This window comes from Bacillus tianshenii (assembly GCA_020524525.2).
In the GTDB taxonomy this organism is placed as follows: Bacteria; Bacillota; Bacilli; order Bacillales; family Bacillaceae_N; genus Bacillus_AV.
Genome location: CP129018.1, coordinates 2,160,883 through 2,186,260 on the forward strand (window position 1 = coordinate 2,160,883; position 25,378 = coordinate 2,186,260).

Annotated in this window: 27 protein-coding genes; 6 read left to right on the forward strand and 21 right to left on the reverse strand. The window is 38.0% G+C overall.

Annotated elements, in window-relative coordinates; genetic code table 11:
* Positions 1–13: 13 nt before the first annotated feature.
* From LC040_10925 to LC040_10935, 3 genes are all read right to left on the reverse strand, one after another.
* Entirely contained in the window at positions 14–976 is a 963-nt protein-coding gene (locus LC040_10925) for an ABC transporter permease subunit (GenBank protein WLR49817.1), read from the reverse strand.
* Positions 969–1,889: an ABC transporter ATP-binding protein gene (locus LC040_10930; protein ID WLR53268.1), complete on the reverse strand. Its 921-nt coding sequence runs from the start codon at positions 1,887–1,889 to the stop codon at positions 969–971. The genes LC040_10925 and LC040_10930 overlap by 8 nt, the downstream gene beginning before the upstream one ends.
* 162 nt (positions 1,890–2,051) lie before the next feature.
* Positions 2,052–2,381, reverse strand: coding sequence for a four-helix bundle copper-binding protein (locus tag LC040_10935; GenBank protein ID WLR49818.1), 330 nt, complete (start codon positions 2,379–2,381; stop codon positions 2,052–2,054).
* A 193-nt stretch (positions 2,382–2,574) separates the two neighbouring features.
* Between LC040_10935 and LC040_10940 the strand changes: the two genes are divergently transcribed.
* Positions 2,575–3,024, forward strand: coding sequence for a Dps family protein (locus LC040_10940; protein WLR49819.1), 450 nt, complete (start codon positions 2,575–2,577; stop codon positions 3,022–3,024).
* A gap of 41 nt (positions 3,025–3,065) precedes the next feature.
* On the opposite strand, the gene LC040_10945 is transcribed toward LC040_10940, so the two are convergent.
* From LC040_10945 to LC040_10970, 6 genes are all read right to left on the reverse strand, one after another.
* Positions 3,066–4,343, reverse strand: a complete 1,278-nt coding sequence (locus tag LC040_10945) for an ATP-binding protein (protein WLR49820.1) — start codon at positions 4,341–4,343, stop codon at positions 3,066–3,068.
* Positions 4,344–4,626: 283 nt separating this feature from the next.
* Positions 4,627–5,619, reverse strand: a complete 993-nt coding sequence (locus tag LC040_10950; protein ID WLR49821.1) for a hypothetical protein — start codon at positions 5,617–5,619, stop codon at positions 4,627–4,629.
* 47 nt (positions 5,620–5,666) lie between these two features.
* Positions 5,667–6,518 carry a hypothetical protein gene (locus tag LC040_10955; GenBank protein ID WLR49822.1) on the reverse strand — a complete coding sequence of 284 codons (852 nt, stop codon included), beginning with the start codon at positions 6,516–6,518 and terminating at the stop codon, positions 5,667–5,669.
* 148 nt (positions 6,519–6,666) lie between these two features.
* Complete coding sequence (locus tag LC040_10960) at positions 6,667–7,791, reverse strand: FAD-binding oxidoreductase (GenBank protein WLR49823.1); 1,125 nt, start codon at positions 7,789–7,791, stop codon at positions 6,667–6,669.
* Between the two features lie 94 nt (positions 7,792–7,885).
* Positions 7,886–8,797 carry a VanW family protein gene (locus tag LC040_10965; GenBank protein ID WLR49824.1) on the reverse strand — a complete coding sequence of 304 codons (912 nt, stop codon included), beginning with the start codon at positions 8,795–8,797 and terminating at the stop codon, positions 7,886–7,888.
* Positions 8,798–8,889: 92 nt separating this feature from the next.
* Positions 8,890–10,407 (reverse strand): BCCT family transporter, encoded by a 1,518-nt coding sequence (locus tag LC040_10970; GenBank protein WLR49825.1) that lies wholly within the window; start codon positions 10,405–10,407, stop codon positions 8,890–8,892.
* Between the two features lie 339 nt (positions 10,408–10,746).
* On the opposite strand from LC040_10970, the gene LC040_10975 reads away from it, so the two are divergent.
* Positions 10,747–11,460 carry a Crp/Fnr family transcriptional regulator gene (locus LC040_10975; GenBank protein WLR49826.1) on the forward strand — a complete coding sequence of 238 codons (714 nt, stop codon included), beginning with the start codon at positions 10,747–10,749 and terminating at the stop codon, positions 11,458–11,460.
* An 87-nt stretch (positions 11,461–11,547) separates the two neighbouring features.
* Positions 11,548–11,982, forward strand: a complete 435-nt coding sequence (locus tag LC040_10980; protein WLR49827.1) for a cyclic nucleotide-binding domain-containing protein — start codon at positions 11,548–11,550, stop codon at positions 11,980–11,982.
* Between the two features lie 69 nt (positions 11,983–12,051).
* Here the strand turns inward: LC040_10980 and LC040_10985 are convergent, their stop codons facing one another.
* The 9 genes from LC040_10985 to LC040_11025 all read right to left on the reverse strand — a co-directional run bounded on the left by LC040_10985 (position 12,052) and on the right by LC040_11025 (position 19,916).
* Positions 12,052–12,690 (reverse strand): FusB/FusC family EF-G-binding protein, encoded by a 639-nt coding sequence (locus LC040_10985; GenBank protein WLR49828.1) that lies wholly within the window; start codon positions 12,688–12,690, stop codon positions 12,052–12,054.
* Between the two features lie 140 nt (positions 12,691–12,830).
* The gene (locus LC040_10990) at positions 12,831–14,354 is read right to left on the reverse strand and encodes a SpoIIE family protein phosphatase (protein ID WLR49829.1); all 1,524 of its coding nucleotides are present in this window, start codon (positions 14,352–14,354) and stop codon (positions 12,831–12,833) included.
* A 90-nt stretch (positions 14,355–14,444) separates the two neighbouring features.
* Positions 14,445–15,533, reverse strand: coding sequence for an NAD(P)-binding protein (locus LC040_10995; GenBank protein ID WLR49830.1), 1,089 nt, complete (start codon positions 15,531–15,533; stop codon positions 14,445–14,447).
* Between the two features lie 129 nt (positions 15,534–15,662).
* The gene (locus LC040_11000) at positions 15,663–16,352 is read right to left on the reverse strand and encodes a hypothetical protein (protein WLR49831.1); all 690 of its coding nucleotides are present in this window, start codon (positions 16,350–16,352) and stop codon (positions 15,663–15,665) included.
* A 165-nt stretch (positions 16,353–16,517) separates the two neighbouring features.
* Entirely contained in the window at positions 16,518–16,736 is a 219-nt protein-coding gene (locus tag LC040_11005; protein ID WLR49832.1) for a hypothetical protein, read from the reverse strand.
* 123 nt (positions 16,737–16,859) lie between these two features.
* Positions 16,860–17,309: a hypothetical protein gene (locus tag LC040_11010; protein WLR49833.1), complete on the reverse strand. Its 450-nt coding sequence runs from the start codon at positions 17,307–17,309 to the stop codon at positions 16,860–16,862.
* 1 nt (position 17,310) lies between these two features.
* Positions 17,311–17,529, reverse strand: a complete 219-nt coding sequence (locus LC040_11015; protein WLR49834.1) for a hypothetical protein — start codon at positions 17,527–17,529, stop codon at positions 17,311–17,313.
* 51 nt (positions 17,530–17,580) lie between these two features.
* Positions 17,581–17,985, reverse strand: a complete 405-nt coding sequence (locus LC040_11020; protein WLR49835.1) for a hypothetical protein — start codon at positions 17,983–17,985, stop codon at positions 17,581–17,583.
* Positions 17,986–18,200: 215 nt separating this feature from the next.
* Complete coding sequence (locus LC040_11025) at positions 18,201–19,916, reverse strand: PAS domain S-box protein (protein WLR49836.1); 1,716 nt, start codon at positions 19,914–19,916, stop codon at positions 18,201–18,203.
* Positions 19,917–20,120: 204 nt separating this feature from the next.
* Between LC040_11025 and LC040_11030 the strand changes: the two genes are divergently transcribed.
* Positions 20,121–20,999 (forward strand): alpha/beta hydrolase, encoded by an 879-nt coding sequence (locus tag LC040_11030; protein WLR49837.1) that lies wholly within the window; start codon positions 20,121–20,123, stop codon positions 20,997–20,999.
* A gap of 67 nt (positions 21,000–21,066) precedes the next feature.
* Here LC040_11030 and rpmG read toward each other — a convergent pair whose 3' ends face one another.
* The 3 genes from rpmG to LC040_11045 form a co-directional block, all read right to left on the reverse strand.
* Complete coding sequence (gene rpmG, locus LC040_11035; protein ID WLR49838.1) at positions 21,067–21,216, reverse strand: 50S ribosomal protein L33; 150 nt, start codon at positions 21,214–21,216, stop codon at positions 21,067–21,069.
* 147 nt (positions 21,217–21,363) lie between these two features.
* Entirely contained in the window at positions 21,364–22,041 is a 678-nt protein-coding gene (locus LC040_11040) for a hypothetical protein (GenBank protein ID WLR49839.1), read from the reverse strand.
* A gap of 5 nt (positions 22,042–22,046) precedes the next feature.
* A complete protein-coding gene (locus LC040_11045) occupies positions 22,047–23,918 on the reverse strand; it encodes a sugar phosphate nucleotidyltransferase (GenBank protein ID WLR49840.1) in 1,872 nt (623 codons plus the stop codon).
* Positions 23,919–24,376: 458 nt separating this feature from the next.
* Here LC040_11045 and LC040_11050 point away from each other — a divergent pair, with 458 nt between their 5' ends.
* Entirely contained in the window at positions 24,377–24,760 is a 384-nt protein-coding gene (locus LC040_11050) for a hypothetical protein (protein WLR49841.1), read from the forward strand.
* Between the two features lie 2 nt (positions 24,761–24,762).
* Positions 24,763–25,341, forward strand: coding sequence for an endolytic transglycosylase MltG (locus LC040_11055; protein WLR49842.1), 579 nt, complete (start codon positions 24,763–24,765; stop codon positions 25,339–25,341).
* Positions 25,342–25,378 lie beyond the last annotated feature (37 nt).

A 25,378-nucleotide genomic window follows, 5' to 3' on the forward strand; every position in this document is an offset into this window, starting at 1 on the left:
CCTTTTTCTTTGATTATGCCGCAACATCCCTCTTTTGAAAAACAGTCCATGAGATCGTTGTAAAGATTACAAAGTAAACAAGTAATACGATAACTGAAAATGTCATCGTCATTCCTTCAACGAGCGGTGTTCCAGACATATATTGTTGTAAATTTGTATTCGCGAATAAAATATATTTTGACCAATCATATCGGCTGAGTAGCTGGACGATTTGCTGACCCGTAAACATTAAAAATAATGAAAGCCCTATCGCTAATGAGCTGCTTCGGAAAACCGTTGAAATCATAAAAGCAAATGTCACCATCATAATTAAGTCAATACTTTTCAATCCATACAGCGTTAAAATGTATGAAACCATGTTATATTCTACTACCTGCCCACCACTGTATGCTAAATATGGAAGCTCAACACCCGTGAAGCCAAATAGAATAACTCCTATTATAAAAGAAGAAACAAACATGAATACAAGCAAAAACAAAGCAAATAAAAGAGTCGCAATAAACTTTGAAAGTAAGATTTTTGAACGACTAACAGGCCTAATCAGCAACAGCTTAATCGTCCCCCATGAAAATTCACTTGCAACAATACTTGCTGCAATTACGATTGTAAAAAGAGCCGCGATCCCGGTGAAGCTTGGCGCTGATGTCATGAATCCCCATAATGTCTTATCCTCCACAGGCGGTATGTCATGTTGGATTCGGTACTCATTAATAGCTATTTGTTGCTTGATTTGCTTAATACCTGATTCAGCCATTGGCATACTTTCTATCTTTTCAATCTGTTTTCTTAAATGCTCATTTTCTCCTTGCAGCTGCACTTGCCAGTTTTGCTGTTGATCATTGGTTGATGATACATATTTATTAAACAGACCGCCAGCGAAGACAGTCAGGATTAACAAGCCAATCATTACCCAAGTACCAGAGCGTTTATAAATCTTCATATTTTCATTTCGAACTAACTGAAGCATGCTAGACATGTGCTTCCCCTCCCGTCATCTCTAGAAACTTGTCTTCCAATGTTTGTTGCTCTGACACGATACTGTAGATTTTGTGACCATTTTTAACAAAATGCGCTACAATGGCCGGAATTTCATCACGAGCAACTTCGATAACAAGCTTTCTATTTATTACCGTCGCTTTCAACTCAGGAAAAGCATCTTTAAACTGCTTTTCAGCATTTTCAACATTTGCTACCTCAAAATGTACGGATAAAGCCTTATCATTGCTTACAAAATCGCTGACCGTTTCAACATTGATTAGCTTCCCCTGTTGAATGATCCCAATACGGTCGCACATTAGCTGCATTTCAGCTAGTAAGTGACTTGACACAAATACGGCAATCTTCTCTTCTTTTGCAAGCCGTCGGATATATGTGCGAATTTCACGAATACCTGCTGGGTCTAGTCCATTCGTAGGTTCATCTAAAATTAAGAGTGAAGGAGAATGCAGCAAAGCTTGCGCTAGCCCCAATCGCTGACGCATTCCAAGTGAATAGGTTTTTACTTTGTCCTTGATTCGCTCTTCCAGTCCAACGAGCCTTACAACTTCATCAATTCGTTCTTTTTTAACATTTGGAATCATTCTTGCGTAATGAACAAGGTTGTCATAACCTGATAAAAACTTATACATTTCTGGGTTTTCAATAATACCGCCTACATGACTTACCGCCTTCTCAAAATTTTTACGAACACTATACCCATTGATAAGAACTTCACCTTCAGAAATACTCATTAAGCCGACAAGCATGCGAATTGTCGTCGTTTTTCCCGCTCCATTTGGTCCTAGAAAACCAAAAACTTCTCCACGGTAAATGTCTAATGAAATATGATCAATAATTGTTTTATTCCCAATGTGTTTTGTAACATCCTTAAGCTGTACAATCGGTTTCACTTGCATATAACATGCCTCCCTTTGAACTTATTTTCTCAAGAAGGCCTTAATATACACTTATCAATTTATTAAAAAAGTATTAAAAAAGAATGCTTACCATAACAGCAAGCATTCTTTAAAATCGCTATTTAATTTTAGTACCCAGCAATAGCAACCCTCTATTTAAGCAACTAAATCTTTACACTCTTTCGCACATTTAAAGCAAACATCTGCACATTTTCGGCAGTGTTCATAATCTTGTTTTTGACATTCATTCCCGCATGCTTCACAAATAGTTGCACATACACCCGCTAAGTCAGTGACAAACGGCGTTCCTCTCACAAGTGCTTGTTCCAAATAGCCGCACATATCAGCACATTCTCGATCTAAGCGAATACATTCTGCTAACATTTCTGTATATTTGTCCTTTAAACATTCTTCATAACAATGGTTGCAAGCTGCCATACACTTATGCAATATTTCGATGAGATCGTGATATTTTCCGTGTGGCATGAAAAAGCCTCCTTTAAAATATCCTTACATTTCCTAGTAACACACACTTCATAACATTAAACATGAACCCATGGCTAAACTAAATAACTTGCTAAGGGGTAAAGTGATTCTTATTTATCTCATTATTGGAAAAATAAAATCTTTAATGATAAATTAGTATTATGATCATAATAAGTATAAAGGAGGAATTTTCATGTCAAATGAACTACATAATGTCCTTAACAAGCAAATTGCAAACTGGAATGTGCTGTATACAAAGCTGCACAATTATCACTGGTACGTAAAAGGTGAGCAGTTCTTTACGCTACATACAAAGTTCGAGGAGTTTTACAATGAAGCTGGCATCCATATTGATGAGTTAGCAGAAAGACTTCTATCAATCGGCGGTAAGCCTGTTGCCACAATGAAGGGCTATCTAGAGCTTTCATCGGTGGAAGAAGCAACAGGAGAGGAAACGTCTGAACAAATGGTTCAAGCGATTGCAAATGATTTCACTACACTTATTGAGGAACTAAAGAAAGGTATGTCTGTTGCTGAAGAAGCTGATGATGAAACAACAGGCGATATGCTGCTTGCCATTCATTCAAGCCTTGAAAAGCATGTTTGGATGCTACAAGCATTCCTTGGAAAATCAATCGGTTAACGCAAAAGGAGGTTGACTCTTAGGTCAGCCTCCTTTTTTCTTTATGAAGCAAGTCTTTTCTTCGTTTTTTGAGCAGGCAACTTTATAACAAAGGTAGTACCTTGTTCAACTTCACTAGTTACTTCAATTGTTCCTTTCAATGATTCAATGATCCGATAAACGACCATCATCCCAAGGCCTGTCCCTTTTATCCCTTTTGTTGAAAAATACGGCTCCCCTAATCGGTTTATTTGGTCTTTCGTCATACCAGAACCTGTATCAGAAATACATATCACAACATTCGATTTCTCAACTTTGCTTTCTACTCGTAGATATCCACCATTTGGCATCGCTTCGATTGCATTTTTCATTAAGTTGATAAAGCATTGTTGAAGCTTCGCTCGCTCACCTTTGATTGTTGTAGATGTAAAGTTTGTATCTATTATAACACTACTCATGTTAGCTAATGGCGTTATCACATTAACAGCTCTCTCTAATTCTTCTTCAACTTGAAACCGTTCACTCTCTTCAAAAGTAGGTTTTGCAAAAGTTAAATAGTCTCTTATGACTCCTTCTGCTCTATCTAACTCTTCAAGTGCAATGTGAATATACTTTTTGGACTTTAGAGGGAGCTTTTCTTCATTTAACAACTGCAAAAAGCCACGACTTGCTGTTAATGGATTCCGTACTTCGTGTGAAATACTTGAAGCTAAATGACTGACTACCTCTAATTTTTCATTCCGTATACTTTGTTTTCGAACAATTTCGTTCTTAATAATTGACTCGACAACATTGCACGTAATGAACGCTGCGATGAAATAAGCCAATAGATATCCTAACCAATGTTGATAATTCACCCAAACTAAGAGTTCAGGATGCATAAGCTCTGATAGCACGGCTGCTAATCCTGACATTGTCATAACTAACAGTATAATACTAGCAACACGAACTCTCGGCTCCCAAGTAAAAAACCGTCGATTCATCCACAGGACTGCACAAAGCCCAAAGATCACCACAATCATATTTGTATAAAAGCCAGCCATACCACCTACAAAAAAACGACAGATAACCGTAACGAACGATAACCCAACAGCAATCCATGTACCCCCGTATAGTCCCCCGACAATTAATGGCACACTTCGCAAGTCATAAATAAAGTCTTGACCGATATGAACCGGAAAAGACATACATAATACAATTGCCATCGCCGCAAAAGAAAACATCCCCAAGTCTCTTATCTTCTTTGACCATTCTCTTCTTTCAAACCAAAATTGATAAAGCAGTACTAAGAATAACATAAAGAATAAATTAGGTGATAATTCTTTTATAAACCAGTACACGGCCCCACCATTCCCATTTTTTATTTTATTTTTCTGTATGTTTACCAATTTATTAACCTATATTTCTTTAAAACACTACAAAACTCTCTTGTTAAGATTAATATGCTGTGGATATAAGATCTTATATGTAGGTATTGTACAATGTTTTTGCAATCTAAAAACATATTCGACAAAACTTCTTATAATTTTTCTGAATTTTTCATTATATTGCATAAAATGTCTTTTCATGTTAAGAAAGATCAAAAAACCGAAGGGAAAGCCCCTTCGGTTTTGAAAATATTACTTATTCTTCTGTGTCAGCATTTTCTTCTGTTGAAACGTGAACCGCTGCGTTAGAAGCTGCGTGCATTTTTGCTGTTTCATTTGCATGCTCACTTGCCTTTGATTTTGCTGCAGTTTCTTTTGTTTCTTCTTCAATTGCTTCTTCTTCAGGCTTTGCTTCTACATCTTCTGTAGCGTCTGTATCTACAGCTTCAAGCTTAGCGAGAACAGTTGTAAGAAAGTCTGCAAGCTTTTGAGCATCTTCCATTGTAAACTTGCTTGCCAACGCTTGAATAAGCTCATCTAGTGAAAGATTTGTTGCTTCTTCTACTGCTTCACCTAGCTCTTCCTCTGGTACGTCAACTTCTTCAACATCTGTTTCTTCTGTTTCCTCTTCTTGTGTATATCCTTTATCTTCTGTGTCCATTTCTGTTGCTTCTTCTGAATCTGTATTTTCTTCTCCTGCTGTTTCTTCAGTTGAAGCTTCCTTACCTTCTTCTTCGTTAACAGTTGCTTCTGCCTCAGTATCTGCTTTCTCTTCTGTAGCCTCTGAATCCATTTCAGTTGTAGCATGTACAGCTGCATTTGGTGCTGCATGTGCTTTTGCTGTTTCACTTGCGCGCTCACTTGCCATAGACTTTGCTTTATTGGCAACAGATGGGCTTACCTTTGTATCTTCTTCTGCTTGAACGTCTGCATCTGTTTCTTCTTCAAGTGTTGTATCCTCTGCTGAAACTTCAGCTTCAACTTTCGCATGAACAGCAGCATGTGATGCAGCATGTGATTTTGCCGTTTCGCTTGCATGCTTGCTTGCCATGGATTTTGACTTTTTCTTCATTGAATCTTTTGCTTCTTTTACAGCAACCTCTGTTTTTTCAATTTGCACTTTCTCAACTGAATCTTTCGCATGGCCTGCCGCTTCACTTACTTGACCACCAGCGAAAACTCCTACAGAAAGTACCCCTGCTAACACGAAAGATTTTACAATAGTTGTTCCTTTAATGTTCATTTTCATTTTGAATTCGCTCCTTTTTTCTAATTTGTTTTTAATTTAACGTACACTTAGAAAAAAAGAGCATTCTTTGGCGGTTGTGACGGGGGAGCATTAATCCATTGATTTTGAAAAACCCGTTCTCGAGAACCATAAGATTGAATGAGATTCAAACTTAGCTGTTTCTCGATTTCCAACCACTTTTCATTAAAATGACTAGCGTTCTGGCTGTTGCTTGTTCTGTCTTTAGACGAACTACCAGGCGTTTTCGTCTGTTGCTCTGAATGTATAATCTGAACGTCTACAGGATACTTTTCATGAGGCTGAGGTGGCTTTTCTTCTTGTGGTGCTGATTGTTCAGATGTCGTTTTTTTAGAAGTATCTTCATTTTTTTCGACAGGTTGGCTTGTACCATTCGCAACCTTTGGATTCTGAATTATTTTCATAGGTGTGTGACTCTCTACCTCAATACCCTTATCGTCGTTCGGTTTTTCAATTGGTTTTTCGACTGTCTTCTCAACCTGCTTCTTCTTAGGTTGAATGACCTTTTTATGTTGCGTAAGCTTATTTTTAGCCTTTGCTTGTTCCTTCTTTTCTCCCTGTTTCACTTCCGCTACTGTAGGCAACGTTTGTTTGGTGGTCTTGTTTGCATTCTTGTTTACAATATGTACGGCATTTTGTGCATGCTCTTTTGCTTGTTCTCGTAGCTGACCTTTATTTGGTTTTTCCATAGACTTTGCCTTTTCTTCATTCACACTGGCTTGTACTGGATTATTTGCTGTATCGGGCAGCTCTACAAGATGACTGTTTTGTTGAGCTGGCTTTGGAAGGATATTCTCTTTCTTCGCCATCGCGTCTGTTGGAAGCAATAAAGCCGTTCCTACGAGTAAGACTGTTATAATGACACTTCGGAAGTTCATCATCTCACCTCCTTTCTCCGTAAACTTCATTCATAATTAAAATTCGGCAAAACTCGACATTTTTTGTCCGCATTTCATATTTTTCTAAAAAATCAGCATTTTTCCCACCAAAAAAATCGCTTCCGCCTTCGGAAACGATTAAACGATGCTTCTATGTCATTTTCTCAACAGCTTCTGAAATATCATAATCACTTGGGTCAAGCTCGGTCGGTTTGCCAAGGGCAAGCTTAGCTAATTCTGCACCGAGATATGGACCGCTCGTTAAGCCTGAAGCCCCAAGGCCATTAGCGAGCAGCAAGCCTTCATAATAAGGACATACACCGAAGACAGGTAGAAAACCTGGCGTAAATGGCCGAAATCCTACCCTTGATTCAAGAATGGTGGCATTTTCTAACCCTGGCGCAATCGTCAAAGCCTTCGTAAAAATTTCCTGCATTCCACCTGCTGTAACACGGGTGTCGAATCCTTTGTTATCCTCATGTGTCGCTCCTGCCACTACACGCCCTTCATCAAATGTTAGGAGATAGTGATTAGTCGGTGGAATTACGACTGGCCAGCTATTTGTATCTTTATCCAGAAGTTCTAAATGAGCAATTTGTGCCTTCTGTGCTGTCACTTTAAAGTGAATATCTAATGGCTGTAACAGATGCTTAGCCCAAACACCTGCTGTTACAATTACTGTATCTGCTGTATACACTTGCTCATTTGCTTGAACACCTGTCACACGCTTTCCTTCAGAAATAAGTTGTGCTTCAGCTTCGACAAACGAAGCCCCGTACTTTTTGGCTGCCCGAATTAAAGCATTGCGGAGTGCACGCCCGTTTACACGAGCTGCTCCACTTACATGAACGGCACGATATTCATCTGATAACGGAGGGAACATCCGTTTCGTTTCTAAGCTTGATAAACGAGTAATTTCTCCAATTTCAGGGGCATCTTCTCGGCGTTTCAATGCACGCTCGATCATCTTTTCAAGCTTTCTCTCTTCTGTATGTAAGCTAATTGCGCCAACCCGTTTATAGCCTGTACTTGTTTCCCCATCTGCTTCTAACTCTTTAATTAACTGTGGATAGTAACGTGCTCCCCCACTAGCAAGCCGATACCATGTTTTATTACGACGCTGCGAAAGCCATGGACAAACGATCCCAGCTGCGGCATCTGTCGCCTGACCTTCGTCTTTCCTGTCCACAATTGTAACCTTCGCTCCTTCTTTTGCGAGCTGATAGGCTGTTGATGCTCCTAGAATCCCTGCTCCCACTACAATGTATGTTTGCACTGCTAACACCTTTTCCTATTTTTATTCGTCGTTCCTCTCGTTATTTTACAAGAGTTTTGGTCAGTGCTCAAACGAACAAATTTCAATCTTTCGTCTAGGAATGCGCTTCTACTTCAACTGGCAAATGTGCTGGTGCTTTCGGGACGTTTCGGGATTCATAATTAATGTTCTCGGACGAGTATATCGTAATAATCATCCTACCTCCTTGTACTTTTGCTCGGATGAGGACAGGCTGATTATAGTTATTTTTGAAAGCAAAGTCCGGGCCATACCAACTGACTGTTGCATCTCTCCCTGGTGGAACATACGGGACACGCCTGCTGTGTGAAAAGCGTTTTACAATCTGCACACCCGCTTGGTCAACAGCATTGAACAATGTGGATGAGACTTGGCATATTCCTCCTCCAATCCCTTCCGCTAACTCCCCTTTTACAATAACAGGGGCAGACATATAACCTTTTTCTTTTGTTCTTTTTCCGACTACTTGGTTAAATGAAAAAGTCTTGCCTGGAAACACGACATGGCTGTTAATCGCCTCTGCCGCAAGCTTAATATTTCGTGAACGTTCTTTATTAGTTGGATTGAAATAGGTAACATAAGAACCGATTTGTTTTGTGCGAATATTTGCAAGCAGTTCACTATCTACTTCTGGATGTAAAGTATGCTTTGGAATCTCCATTTCGGCTGAACCGCTACTGTAATAATAAGCATAAAATTGTGCTCTAAATTTATACTCGTTAAGCATATAGCCTGTTTTCCCTTCTTTAATTTTCCCATTATCATCAATCTTGGCGTTTACAGGCTTTAGGTGTATTTTTTCTTTTAATTCTTTTACAAATTGTTGATAACCTTGTTCATTGATAACTGTTTCCCCGAAAATAGGCATGTGCAGTTCAGCTCGATTAATTGAAGCAACTGGCTCTCCTTCATTTTTTACAGTTAAATTGTCAGTAACGTCCATTTGACTTCCCAGTAAATAAAAAAATGCAATAAGTGCAAATTTCATACTACGGCCACCTCCTGACAGTAGTATGTGCTAGGATCCACATTCTAAAAAATAAAAAGGATGCCCAAAAATTGGACATCCTTTTTTAATTGTTATGATGTTTTCTTACGCGGCTTCGGCTTAATATATAAACCAAGCTCTTTCTTTTCTTTTGTCAATGAACGATATAGTGAAAGCATCATAAGCACCATGATGAATGAGAATGGAAAGGCTGCAACAATCAAGGCATTTTGCAGCGCTTGTAGCCCACCACTATAAAGAAGAATTAATGCAACAGTTGATTGCGCAATACCCCATGTTAATTTAACAGCGTTTGGCGGCGTTAAAGAGCCATATGTCGTTTGCATCCCAAGCACGAATGTTGCTGAGTCTGCAGATGTAATAAAGAACGTACCAATAAGTGTAATCGCTACGAACGATAATAACGTTGATGCTGGGAACTGGTTAAAGATCGCAAACAATACTTCTTCTGTAGCAAACTGTGTTAAATCAACACTTCCTGCATTTTGGACTTCAATCGCAGAAGTTCCAAATACAGCAAACCAAAAGAAGCTAACAAGTGCCGGCAACAATAATACGCCAATTAAAAATTCGCGAATTGTTCGTCCACGCGATACACGCGCAATAAAGATTCCGACAAATGGTGACCAGGAGATCCACCAAGCCCAATAGAAAATAGTCCAACCGTTAATCCAAGCACGGTGTTCTTCATTTAAAGGCGCAATACGGAAGCTCATTTGGGCTATGTTTTGAATGTAGCCACCAATTGAGTCCGTAAAAATATTAAGCATCAAAATTGTTGGTCCAACAAAGAACATTAAGATTAATAAACCAATAGCTAAAATCATATTTGTGTTACTTAAATATTTAATTCCTTTGCTCAATCCAGACCACGCTGAAATCATGAATAGTACCGTAACTACAGCGATAATAAAGAATTGAGAAGTAAAGTTCTTAGGAATACCAAATAAATATGCTAAACCACCGTTTATTTGAGCTGCACCGAATCCAAGTGTCGTTGCAACCCCCACAACTGTCGCGAAAACTGCGAGCACATCTACAATTGTCCCAAGGAATCCGTCCATGCTTTTTCCTAACACAGGTTTTAATGTCGCTGAAATTAACCCTGGCTCATCTTTGCGAAATTTAAAGTAGGCCAAAGCTAATGCCACGATTGCGTATATTCCCCACGCATGAATACCCCAGTGGAAGAATGTGTAGCGCATCGCTTCTTTGTTTGCTTGAGCTGTTCCGCCTTCAGCTAGCGGTGGGCTCATGTAATGGGAAAGCGGTTCTGCTGCTCCCCAGAATACAAGCCCGATCCCCATACCAGCACTAAATAGCATTGCGAACCATGTGCCTTTTGAATACTCAGGCTTTTCATCAGGCTTCCCTAATTTAATTGTGCCGACAGGGCTGAAGATAAGAAAGATACAAAAAATCACGATCGTTGTCACTAAAATTAAATAATACCATCCAAATGTTGACGTAATAAATGACTGAATATTTGCTGTCACACTTTCAAAGCTGTCTGGTAAAGCAACACCAAACACAACCGACGCCAATACTAATGCAACTGTTATCCAAAAAACGTTTGATATTTTACCCATCCAATTTCTCCTTTTTTATTAAATTATTCCTTAGGCTGTAAAAAGTATCAGAATATTTACAATTATAACCAACACCCATGCCGAACCTCCTAAAGACAATCAGATATAAATATAACAGACTTGATAACATATTTCCACAAATAAAAATAAGTTTTTGTCCAAAAATGTCGAAAAACAGCTTTGAAGCAATAAAGATATCTTTTCCACTCTCATCAAACCTTAATCAAAATAAAAGCCTCAACTCTTATAAGGAAATCTCACTTATGCCTTATGAACAAGTTTTTGAGATGAGAGGAGGGGTAATATGTATATTAATAGCCATTTAGTGGGAGTGATTCGATGAGTGAAAATGCACGAAAGAGAGATATTGATTTAATATCCCCCGAACTTCGTAATCTTCTTAAATCAATCAGTACACCGAAAAAAATTTCAAAAGGAAGCTTTTTATTTCAAGAAGGAATGGAATCAGAAGAAATTTATTTAATACAAGATGGCTTAGTGCAAATTAGTAAGCTAACAGTTGACGGCAAAGAGCTTACACTGCGAATTTGCAAGCGTGACGATATTGTTGGGGAACTAACTCTCTTTTCTGACAATGCAAAATATATGCTAAGCGCACTGGCTGTTGAAGATAGTGAAATCCTAACAATAAAAAAAGAAAAATTAGAACAAGAGCTTGTAAAAAACTCAGAGCTGACATTCGAATTTATGAAATGGGTTAGTACGCATTTACGAAAAATCCAATCAAAAATCCGTGACCTTGTTCTTTCGGGGAAAAAAGGAGCTCTCTATTCAACACTAATTAGACTTTCGAACAGCTATGGCGTCCAAAAGGAAGAAGGCATCTTAATCGACCTTTCCCTTACAAATCAAGATTTAGCAAAATTTTGTGCGTCGACAAGAGAAAGTGTTAACCGAAGCTTAAGTGAGCTAAGAAAATTAGGCATCCTTTCAACAGAGCCCTCAGGGAAATTGTTCATCCGCGACATTGAACACTTAAAAGCAGAAATCGGCTGTGAATATTGCTCTGTTGACATTTGCAATATTGATTAATTTCCTCTGCATGTGCGAAACATCACATATCTTATCTCATTTTTCGTTTATACTTAAGTTATCAAGCATGAGAGCGGAGGAAGAACAATGATAAAATCTGACTATTTGTTATATCTTAAAAGTATTCCCGCCTTTCAAAATGCCAATAATTCGCTTCTTTCCAAAATTGGGAAAAACGCTAATCTTGTTGAATTAAAGCCAAACTTGGAAGTAAATGAATGTACAGAAACGGATCAGTTATATATTGTTCTAAACGGACAGGTCGAGTTGTCTCTCCAAAATAATTATGAACAGCTTGTTATCGCAGTGTTAGAAAGTGGAGAAGTCCTTCCTTTTTTTAATTCAAGTAACATGAACATCAAAACGACAAAACCAACAGTTTTGCTCAGTGTTTCAATTCACCTGCTAAGAAGGCTGATGCAGGAAAACCCAGCATTGCAAATTAACTTTCTTAAGTTGCTTCAAGAAAGCTTAAATTACTGTTATAACGTATTAGCATCTAATGTGCCGCGTGTTCAATAAAAAAAGAGGGTGACCTCCAAAAGAACTTTGAAGGTCATCCTCTTTCTTTTATAAATAAGGGTTTTCTGATCATCCGATGATGCGAGCTACAAAGTTTTCTAAGTTCGTCACATCAATAATATTTCGGTTGCATTGGTCACTGTCTATGCACATATAATTGCCATATGCTTTATAGGCGTCCACTGAGCTTGTCTCCTTATTAACAGCTGTTACGAGTGCCACTCTTTCATATTGATTGCAAAGTGAACACATATTTTTTTGTCGTATAGGTGTATATTTACCTTCAATGCCAATTAGCTCGCTATCCATTTCATAAACGAGATATATGGTGTTTGAACTATAGTCTTTCCAACCAATATACGTTAAAGATTTGTAATCAAGCTCTAATTTAGGCATTTTTAATTTCTTTACTTTTGGAAATAGACTCTGTAATTTCTTTGTATTAAGTTTGGGAAATTTCGTACGATAAATGGAAAGCATGTCCAGATAATTCGAGAACTCCTCTTCCTTCCGCATTTTCGCAATTGGGCGTAACAGCGCCTGTTGTTCAATTGTCATATCAGGAAACATATTAAAAACCTTCTCACGCGCACTTAATTTTACCGCTTCAATAATCTCAGGGTCTTTCACTGAATTAATCTGATATAGCACTTGATAAACTTGCTGTTTAATAAAATTAAAATGATGATTTCGAATAAATGGTTCCATCTGCATTTCCTCCTAGTTGTATGTTACGACCCTGTGAAAGAAGACCTTCAACGTAGTCGAAAAGAATCCTCTTAATCTACCATTCACCACTACAGACAGGTTGTAAACATATAGACAGACCCTTTTTCTTAATGTTTCTTTTACTTCAATGGAAGAAAGATATGAATCATCGATGTATCATCCTCTAATTTATTTCCGTTTATTAATTCTGCGGTGATTTCCGACAACAATGCATTCCCCATACCCTTATCACTATGGAATTTAGTTGATAAATAGTTGACAAGCTCTTGTTCATTGCATTTATACATATCGGATAAACCATCCGTATAAAGAAAAAGCCTTGCGTCTGTCTCCTCAAACGACATACTCTTACTATGGAATTCTTCAATGGGGATAATACCAATCGGCGGGATAAGTGATTCTAATTCTACAATCGTTTTCTCCATTACAAGAAGCGGCGCTGGGTGCCCTGCGTTTATATAGTCAATCCTCCGTTCTTTCGTATTAATTAATGCATAAAAGGCTGTAAAATATGGTTTTCGGTAATTATCTTCATAATTCATTAAAATCGACTTAAAGTTCGCTTGAAGGGCTTCCATTACCCTTTTTGGCTTCATATAAGTCGTTACAATTCTTCTTAAGTTCGAATGAATCGCCATTGTAATAAGCGCTGCTGGAATTCCATGCCCCATTACATCAATTAAAATAACTCCATACCTTTCTTCATCAATTTGATACCAGCTGTACAGATCACCCGACACTTCTGAACTTGAAAAATAAACCCCATGGATCAAAATTTTTTCATTCTCAATCGGAAGAGGCAATACACTTGTTTGAATAGTACTTGCCAGCTGTAATTCTTCTTGATGCTTCTGTTCTAAACGTTTTCGTTCACTAATGTCACCGCGAATACTAACATATTGATAGGGCTTATTTGTATTTCCATCAATAAAAGGAACGATGACGGTCTGAACCCAATAGAATGATCCATCCTTTGCTCGGTTACAAATTTCACCCGTCCAGCTCTGACCACTAGTGATCGTTTCCCACATTTCTTTGAAAAAAGTCTTTGGATGGTAGCCAGATTTAATAATTCGATGAGTAGCACCAATTAGTTCTTCCTCTTTATATTTCGATAACTCTATGAACTTGTCGTTTACATATGTAATAACTCCCTGAGCATTCGCTATGGACACAATCGCATGCTGTCCAAGGGCATATAAGATATTATTAAGTTGGCTATCGGCTTCCTTTGCTTTTTCTGCTTCGAGCATTCTTGTTTTATATTCATGATGTAATTTTAATGCTGATTTCACTTGAGCAAGCAAGTCGATCCGTTTAATTGGCTTTGTAAGATAAGAAAAGCACCCTGCTTCAAAGGCTGCTTCTAACTTTTTTTCATCATGAAAGGCAGTAATCATAACAACTGGAATATGTCCATACTCTTTACTTTCCTTTAGCGTTTTACAAAATTCAATTCCATCTACCTCAGGCATTTGAATATCAAGCAGAATGAGCTCAATTGTGTCGCATGAAACCTGCAAAACCTCTAACCCTTCAACTATAGAAGAAGCGGTGAATACGTCTTCATAGCCATATGCTTTTAGCATTTTCTTAATGAGCAGTAAATTCGTCTTATGATCGTCAATGGCTAATATCCCCATTCTTATCCCCCTGTATAACTGTCTCTTTCTTCTATTGTAAGCCCTTTTAACAATTTTAGTAATAAAAAAGTGCACCTCGTAGACAAGGTGCTAAGAGTTACGCGAAAAAGGATGTATAATACGACTTGCAACATTGAACCAATTAATTCGGTGATTGACCAATGCCCGTTCAACAAATTCTAAGCGAAATGCCTTTGTTAGAAGGTCAAGCTGATCATTACTTAACTGCTCAATTGCCCTGCGCAATGTAAGAGAATCATGATAGTTTTGAAATAACCCTTTTGTTAACTCTTCATACTTACCAAGCCCGCATAGATCGTGTGCAGCGTATATTCCTGAAATAATTGATGGCAGCTGTCCAAAACCTTGAAACGGGGTCATCACACCTAGACAATTACCTGTAAAGAAGGTATTACCAATTCTTGGATAACGCGCCTTTCCGATTACGAAATTATTTAATGAAAATGTCTCTGTTATGTGCAGATTTTGCCCCAACTTCTTACATGCCTCATCGTAGAATCGCTTCCACAACTCCTCTTTCTGTACACCTTCGTTTTCAGGATATTGCGGATAAGCAATGATCAAACTTCCTTCTGTTTGACAATGCGGAAGGAAGTAAGACACTCCTTTTGGTGCATAATGATGATTATGCCAAGTATGTATATCTGTAACTTCGAAGTTTCCCTTTACTAACGCTCCTTTAAAAGAAACCTTTACTGCTGTATCAAATGACTGTAGCATCTGTGTATAGCTAGGGTCACCGGTTGCTAGCACAATATGCGTGTACTCCTTAGCAATATCGTCATAGCTCACATCTTCATTAAAATAAATCTTCGTATGCAACTGTGCTTCAAGCTGCTTTTCATAGGAATGAGGATGTTTGCCCCGCATATTAATCGACCCTAAATGCCCTTCAAAACAAGCTGACTCATTAGGCGAATAAACATACATCTTACGAATATTACTGCTTGGCTTCAAATGTATATCATGTTCTTCTGAGAAATATTTCACGCCATCATCTATCGGAATATGCAGCATTGAAGACATCGTTTCTGCTACAACAAACCTATCACCAACCATCCCACGTTTTTCAAATATATCTACAAAATACCCATGCTTCTCCAAGGTGATTGCACATGCAAGTCCTGACAATCCTGCTCCAATAATCGCAATTTTCATCGTCCCACTCCATCCATTTCCTGTTAGGAATAGGTTTTGATAAAAATGAGTTCAATATTCAGTAGTATGTGTCGAATATTGCCAAGGAAATAATCCTTTACAAACAGAAGAACAGATTCTAGTCGTTTCCTATTCTATCTCACCAATCTCACGCTCCAAAATTTGTCCGCTGTCTGGGTGAACCCAGAAAATTCTCTTTACATTGTCATGAAATCCGTAGAAAAAATAATAGTCTTGCCGGTAATTTATTTTCACTTCCTCATAGTCATCTATCTCTATACCTTCTATATGCTCAAGCATTTGCCGTGCTTCCACATAGCTATAAATAGGTTTGAAAAAGAGAAATAGAATAGGCAAGATACTCAAGCCTACCAGCAAGCTTTTAATAAATTTCCTCATTGTTCGTGTCCGAAACTTTAATGCCCTTTCCCGCAAAACCAATGCCGAAACCGCTGTTATGATAAGTATCGCAAAAATATATTCCACCTGGATTGTTGGATAGGAACTAAGTAAAAAACAGAAAAAAATAAATTCGAGAACCGCGATAATACTAATTGTAAGTAATACTACCGAATAGGTCTTAATAATAATTTTCCGCTTATAATAATTTCCCCATTCTTCTCGCTGTTTTTTTAACCTATTTAAAGCTTCAAAACCATTAAGAATAAGAACGAAAATAAGCCCAAGTAGAATTGATAACCCGATATAATTAACTGTATCTTCCTTCAACATCATACCTAAAGGATTTTGAATAATAAGCACACCAATTCCTCCAAGCAGAATGATGAACGATTGAATGATGTTTCGCTTGTTCGTCATACTACCACTCCAAAATATTTATTTAAGAAATTCAGCCTAATAATAATGACTAAGGTTGGAAGTATAACATAATTATCCCTGCAATCAAAACGACAAAAGCTCCAGTCTTTATCAACTGGAGTTCTAAAAAGTATACCTCATAAAACATTATTCCAAAGTTATTTTCTAGTCATCATCTGGGTTTGGCTTGTCCCTATCGTCAGTTGTAGAAGCACTTTCTCCGCGGTCCGAACACCTTTCGTTATGTATGCGCCGCTGCTTAATAATAATAGCAAGCACGGCTCCCACTAGACCAAGAATCATTCCAATATCACTATTGTAATATAGTGACAAAAGAATCAAGATGGTTGATGGGATGACAATAATCATTTGTAATGTTCTCATCTAATCTCCTCATTGCTTCTATTCAATTTGTTGGTGACATCTCATTCTTTTTTAAATTTAATTTCACTATTTCCATTCACAAAATAACCTTAACATATTATCCCATAAAGTTCTAATTTTCTACTAATCTTTCTTTATAATTTCACCACTGTTTGGATGAATTAAAAAGGTTCCCTTCCCATCACTATTTTTCACTTGATAATAATAATGACTATCACTGTAGTTTGTTTTAACGTTAAAGTCAATAATGTTAACTGATTCAGTGCGCGCAAGAATGTGTTTCGCTTGCTCATAGCTGTAGGTAGGCTTTATTGATAAAAAAATAACCGGTAAAATGAGTATAATAAAAAAAACACCAATTACATTATATTTAATCGTCCGACGTCGTAACCTTTCTGCTTGCTGCCAAATAATAAGGTTCAAAATGATTACTATGTTAAGTGGTATGATGTATAAGGAAATACTCATCGTCGGATAAGAACTAGCATATATGAATAAACCAATCATCTCGAATACAGCAGTAAGGCTTAGTACCAATAAAATTTTCGGAAGCCTTAATCGCATTGAGTCCATATTAGCTCACCTGCCGTTCTGATTTTTGTTGTAACAACTCTTGCAAAGTATGAGCTATTTCCCACAGCAACCCCATAATTACTCCCAACAATACGGAAACACCATTAAAAGAATCTGTATCAGCTCCAATAACTGTGTCAAACGCTTGATTAATGACCAAACCTGTAAAGGCACCGCCAAATATCATTAAATAAATCGAACCATTTCGTATATTTTTCACCCTACTACCCTCCGCTTCAAATTCATACCCCTTGCACTCAGTTAACTCCATTTATGGAGCAAATGGATAAAACATAAACGCAACAAAGAACAAGGAAGCGACTACACCAACCCCATAAACCAAAGTAAACAAAATACCGAGTACAATCAGCGACCATCTTGTGCTCCCCTCTACTTCATAAGCTTTCTTAAAAATACGGAAATCAATAAGCACGACTAAGGTAATCATTAAGGTAATATAAAACGGAACAACCCAATCACCAAGCTCGATTGAACCGCCGCTTGAAAGCCATTCTCCTTTGTCTTTGAAGAACCCTGTCTTCGTCTTAATATATAATTCACCTGCTAGAAAGATAGCAATCATTCCGCCATATATACTGCCAAACCATAGCTTAACTTTCTTCGAAGCTCCTATTAAAAGGGCAGCTACAACCCCCCGCATAAAGCAGTGCGGCAATTTCCATATATGCTCCTCCTAAGTCTTTTTTTTGCAAGTTAACCCAACACAAAAAAACCATTCCCTAAAGATAACGAATGGGAATAGTAAATTGTTTCAAATTTAGCATAATTCTTCTTTTGAAATAGTGAAAATAGTTCAATTATCCTCCATATCTCTCAAAATTAGTATTTTACAAAAAACAAAAAGCTGCCACTTAGACAGCTTTTCCAATGTTATTCTTCTGGAATATCTTTATAATGGACGTAACAATTCTTGCCTTTATCTTTCGCATGATAAAGTGCTTCATCTGCATGTTTCATAAGTGATTCAATGTCTTGGCCATCTGCTGGATAAGCAGAAATACCGATGCTGAATGAAGAATCGATTTTATTTCCTTTAATATGAAACGGCTTTGATAGGTGAGCTAAAATTCGCTTGGCTGCTTCATCCGCTTCAGCTGGTGCAGAAAGTCGAGAAAGCAGAACGGCAAATTCATCCCCACCTAGCCTTGAAATCGTATCTTCTTCACGGATTACAGCTTGAAGTCTAGCTGCTACCTCCTCTAAGAAGTCATCACCGACATCATGGCCGAATGTATCATTAACCTTCTTAAATTCATCGCCATCCAAATAAAGAACCGCGAAACTATATTGATGGCGCTGAGCACTAGAAAACACTTTAGTAATGCTATTATAAAACAAACGTCGATTTGGCAGACCTGTCAGCTCATCAAAGAAAGCCATGCTATTCAGTTCTTTCTCATATTGAACCTGCTGCGTAATTTCCCTCGACACAAGAATGACATGAATCAAATTGTGTTTCTCATCACTAACAGGGTTTCCCTTTACCTCGTACCAAATCCATTCTTCATTATTTGTTCTCTTGCGGACCCGACATGTGAACGGCTGCTTCGTCATAATCGATTCATAGAAAAAGGCATTCAGCTTTTCCCTTTCCTCAGGATGGACGAGATTGCAAAGTGGTTGCTCCAACAGTTGATTCGGTTCATAACCGAGCAAATGACTATGTGAAGGAGAAGCATACGTGATTCGTCCATCTGTGCGGTGAACAGTAATCAAATCCTGTGAATGATCCGCAATTAACCGATAGCGTTCCTCACTTTCCTTCAATGCTTGTAATGCTTTATTCATCTCTGTCCGGTCTTGCCCGATACAGTACACACCAATTACCTTTTCATTGATGAAAATCGGTACATTATTAATTAATAACTGTCTTTCTACTCCATCTTTGCGAGTAATACGAGCTTCATAGGAAGATGACTGTCCTTCTAGCGCCTCATAAAAACGAGTACGGACGAGATCCATATCATCTGGTGTAATAAGTTGTAAAAAAGGCTTATCCGTTAGCTGCTCCTTCATACAGCCAATAAGTGTTTCGCAAGATGAATTCGTTTTCAATATATTCCCTTTTAAATCAAGTGAAAAAATTGCATCTGGACTATATTGAAAGAGTGATTGATAACGAGACTTACTTTCTTCTAAACGTCTTTCTGTCTCAATTCGCTGCTGATTGTCGCGAATAAACGAACTGATTGCCACTACCTCACCTTCAGAACTTCGAATAGGAGATAATGTAATCGAAACATGAACCTTCTCATTATTTCGGTTTGTTCTTGTCGTTTCATACGAGCGGATTGTTTCACCGTTTCGAACTCTTACAATAAGATCATTAATTTCATTTTCATACTCTTCCTCTGTAAAAGGAAGTCGCTTATCTATCAGTTCTTCAAGTTCCCACCCATATAATTCCTCAAATGCTGGATTAACCTGCTTTACAATGCCATCTGTACTAAGGATTGCGATTGCATCAGCTGAATGGGTTAACAATGAGCTAAGAATCTCATAGGTTTCCTCTAAATCACTACTCTTTTTATCAAACAACGGATATATTTTTTTTACATTATTCAGAACTTCTTTGAATCGATCCATATCGTTCTTCTCCCTTATTAATAAAATTCAGTATAGTAGCAAAAACTGAATTACAATTCATAATTTATCCATCATTTTTTTATCATATCATGAATAATGGACAGAGGAGAACTAATTCACTATAGTTTTATTTATATTAAACACCGTTTCAGAACATATTACTTCTTATTCATGAGATCTTTTGTAAAATATATGAATGGAGGTATGATGATGAAGAGCATTTATAGAAGTGAAAAAGGAAAAGAAACGATCCATGCGCATTATAGAACTTATCTCGATTCTTTTCCATTTGAGGTAGAACGAATATATGTAGAGACAAGCTTCGGAAAAACCCATATGCTTGTGACTGGACCTCAAAATGGTAAGCCGTTGTTTATTCTTCAGGGGGGGAATTGTATTAACCCAATGACCTTATCTTGGTTTTTGCCGCTTATAGAGCAGTATAGGATTTATGCCCCAGACACGATTGGTCACCCTGGGTTCAGTGCTGAAGCTCGCATTTCAGCAAAGGACAACAGTTTTGCTCAATGGCTGATAGAAATGATGGATTATCTTAATATTGAAAGCAGTGCATTTATTGGTCCTTCTTATGGCGGAGGCATCATTTTTCGGTTGGCTGCATACATGCCGAATAAAATTGATTGTGCTGTTCTCGTTTCACCTGCAGGCATCCAATTAGGCTCAAAACGGGAAATGATTAAAAAAATTCTCATTCCATTACTATTGTTTAAGGCAACCTCATCCGAAAACTACCTCACTACCATTACAAATATTATGTCAGCAAACAGTATGCAAGATATCGATAAGCAAATTATCGGGGAGATCTTTCAAACATTGAAGCTGGAACAGGAAATGCCTAAATTAACGGAAAAGAAAGAACTTATTCACTATAACGCTCCTACGCTAATCATTGCTGGGGAAGATGATATCTTTTTTCCACAGGAGCGATTATACAAAAAAGCGAAAGACATCATTCCGAACTTAACTGCCTTTAAAACATTAAAAATGGGCCATTTCCCATCACAAGAACATACCCTTTGTATCAACAACGAGATTAGACCATTTTTAAATAACTATTATTAACCAAACAAAAAAGACCGCTCTACCTTCTACAAAGGTGCTGCGGTCTTTCCACATTGCGATTAAACGATTACTTCGTTTCTTTATGCAATGTGTGGCGCTTTAAGCGTGGGCAGTATTTTTTAAGTTCAATACGCTCTGGGTTTGTACGCTTGTTCTTCGTCGTGATGTAGTTACGATCGCCAGTTTCTGTACAAGCAAGTGTAATATTAACACGCATGTCTATATCCCTCCATCAAACAATAATTTCAATTAATATCGCATAACGCTCCATGATCGTGAAGGCCTAAGCTCATACAATCACACCTTAATATCATAGCAAAACGTGACGTGACAATCAAGCATATGTTTTTTGGAGGGAGAACTTTTAGCAGGACTGCGTTTCCATTTGATTTTTGTAGGAAATTTGCGTATTCGAATCATGTTGCAGAGCTTCGTGCATAGAATGGATCGAATCCAATTGCTGAAAAACATGATGATATTCAAACAGTTCTTTTTCAGAACGTGCTGCTATCATATGAAAGTAAACGGAATCCCTTTCATATGGTGCGAGCATTCCTTCTACGCAAAGCGTACTGTCCACTCGTCCGCTTGCAAGTGGACGCCAGCATGCCTCATCAGGAGCATTGCGTAATTGATAGTAAGAAGGCCTAGCATCGTTCGACAATGCATAACGAATACTTTTATCAGCTGTTTTTGCATGGAGACCAAACAAGAAATATACGCCGTCTACATAATGGATAAAGCTTTGCTCGCATGGACTATAGAAACCAATTTGCTCATCTGTTTGTTCTTTAAAATTTTGATGAAACCATATCTCAAACGGTTTCGCCTTTTCTGTATTATTAAACAAGTCAACACGACGTTCAAAAAGAGGGAGCCCTGCATGAATCGTATTTACTGTTTCAAATGTTGTTTCCGTGCTTGAACCGATATGAAGAATTCCCCGCTCTGCCTCAAACCTCCGTTCAAACGCTTCAAGCCTATTGACCAAGCCATCACCAGACACATGTATTGTCACATCACAATTTTTATAACTTTTCATTTTAACTACACCCTTTGGAATTGTTGGATTTTTTTATTTATCAATTCAATTAAGACGTGTGGAATCTTTTTGTCTGTATAGATAACAATGCTGGGGTGATTTATTTCATATGTTAAATACAAACCTTCCCCAGACGAAAGTATTAATGAAAGAGCTTCTACATCCGGCGCCGCATAAAACCCTTCTTGTAAAAAGCTTTCTTTCAGTTGAGTCCATGCCTCATTTCCACAAGGCATTTCATAAAGAAAAAAACGCATATCACCTGAAGTGTGCAATACATTTTGATAACAACTATCTACCGTAAGCACGGTATGCTTGCCAATCCGCTCAAATGGCACATTCGGAAATGCGTGCTGCTTGTATGCACGTTCAAGTTCATATTGCTTCTTATTATTAAGTCTTTCACCGTTCTCATCTAAGCATTGAATAATGACATTGTCATCTTGCATCTCAAGATAGATACCGGCCACTCTTCCCTCATTTGCAGCAAGTGCAAAGCTTACGACTGGCAAAGAACCTGCCTTTTCTTCAAGTACATTAATTCCACCGCTCCGTACAGTATGAATAAAAATATCTTTTAGAAGGCTTGTATAAGGGTTGTTATCACTGCTTATGATAATTTCATCGCCCTCGCTAACAACTGCTTTGTAGGCACCTGCTAGATTTACAATGAATTCAGGTGTCATTTCAATATTTGCTTTTCCGATAATTGAGTGGCCTTGAAATAATGAAACAGGTTGATGATGCCCCCAAACAAGCGAGTGATCGAGAACTGTGTCATGCTCAATTTTTTTGTATGGCCATATCTTCACTTCCGGTCGGACAACAACATCTGCGCCAATTGTTGAAGCACTGCCAACAATGCCGTTCTCATATACCGCTGCTCCATTCCATAACACATTCTTTTCAGCAATAATCGCCCCGCGCAGTTCTGTTTTTTCACCGATATATGAATTTTGCCAAATGATGCTTTTTCTAATTGAGGCTTTATGCTGCACCTCTGCATGAGATCCGACTACAGAATAAGGGTCAATCTTTGCTCCTGAGCGGATAACTGCACCGCTTCCAATATATGCTGGACCTTTAATAAAAGCGCCTTCTTCAATTGAAACACCATCTCCCATCCACACACCGTACTCATCATTCCATACAGCTGAGAAATTGACATTAACTTTACCGCGAAGGATATCTTCATGAACTTGACGGTATTGTTCCGTCGTCCCAACATCCTTCCAATAGGCACTTGACGAATACGTATAAATTGGTTCACCCTCAGCAAGCAGACTCGGAATCAAATCACGACTGATATCCCATTCCACACCAACTGGAATATAATCGAAAATCCTACGGTTAAAAATATAAACGCCTGTATTCACAAGACGACTTTGCAAATTCGTACGGCGAGGTTTTTCTTCAAAGTCAGTAATTTTTCCATTTTCATCCGAAAAAATCACGCCATATTCTTGAGGCTTCGCAACTTCTACAGAAAACACCGTTGCAACTCCGCCATGTTTACGATGAAAAGCAAGTCCTTCTGCTAGATCAAAATCAGTCACAATGTCACCGCTTATTACGAGAAATGTCTCATCACAGAACCCTTGGGTACTATTGATTGCCCCTGCTGTTCCGAGCGGCTTCTTCTCTTCAAAATATTGAATATCTACATCAAATCCTTCTCCGTCTCCGAAATACCGCTTAATCGAAGTGGACATATACTCAACTGTTACCGCTGCTTCCTTTATGTGATAGCGTTGTAATAGTTCAATTAAATGTTGTAAAACTGGTTTTTCCATAATTGGAAGCATCGGTTTAGGAAGATTGCATGTCAGAGGCCGAAGCCGTGTTCCTTTTCCCCCTGCCAATATCACTGCTTTCATGTCAGGCACCCTTTCACTTAGTTCATTACCCTCACCGGCGCCCCATTCCCTATAGACTGCTGACAAGCACTTCTATCATTGACGTTTCTTACATCTGACTATGCTTTGTCTACAGTCAAATCTTATCTTTTTTTTGTATTATTTTGATAATTTAATGATACCATTTGTATTTCATATCCTACAATAAGTGGAAAATGTCGAATGCCGTCCTCCCATGCGCCTCAAGGTATTCCGCCTAGAAAAAAATTTCTGTTTCCTTTTACATTGTCTATATATATGAGGATCCGTTGGAAAAATGCATAAAACGACAAAATTACGCACTTATACATGTTTGAAAAAACTACAATTTTAGAGGTGATAATCATCAAAAAGAAATTTTTGAATGACAAGTTTTGTAGTACACTAGAGTTAACATTAAAAATTGGCAAACGATACCTAATAGTTTGGAGTGTTGACGCATGATGGAATGGGCAATTATTGGTTTATTTTCTGTCGCAATCATTCTATTAATTCTTTCTTTCTTTAAAGATGACAAATTGACAGAACTTGAAAACCAAGTTGACCAGCTTTCAATGACAATGATTAAGGAACATTATCAAATTAAGAAGAAGCTGAAAGTATTTGAAGAAGAGTTGATTCTTAACGAACAGCCCCTCACGGTTGAAAAGCAGCCAGTAAAGCCCCCTTATACGGCAATTGACCGTTCAGAAATGACCGACCAAGAAGAGGTACTGTTTCTCTATGACGCGGGGTTAACCTACGAGCAAATCGCCCAAGAAACAGGTCAACCCTACGATCAAGTGCAATTAATTATTGAACATATTGCAAAACGGGGGAGATAATAATGAGTCGCAATCACATCCGCTACTTTTCACTCGGATTAATCACGGCTTCATCCATCCTTTCACTCGTCTATTTCATCGAACCACAAACAGCTGAGACCACTCAAAAAGCGATTACAGAAGCAGACGTGACTGCTTACTTGGATGAACATGATTATGTCAAAGTGAGTGAAAAAGAATATTACGAACTTGTCGAAGCAAAGGAACAAGCCGACAAGACAAAGCAACAAGCAGAAGCAAAGCAACCGAACGAATTAGCTACTAACAATGCAACCGAACAAAAGAAGCCTGAAGCAAAACCGACCCAAGCCCAAGCTGAAAAAGCAGAACAACCAAAAGAAAAACCGAAGGAAGAGCCAAAACAAGCAAAGACATACACTCTTTCTATCCAATCCGGTATGAGCAGTGACGCTGTTGCCGCAAAATTAGCGGCTAACAAAATGGTAAAAAATGCAGATGACTACAATAACTATTTACTCAAAAACAATCTGCAAAGCTCAATTAGAATCGGTACATATAAAATCACAAGTGATATGACGTATCAACAAATTAGCAAAATTATTACCAAATCTACTAATTAAATAAAGAGTCACTGAAATCTAATATTCTCGTCCATAA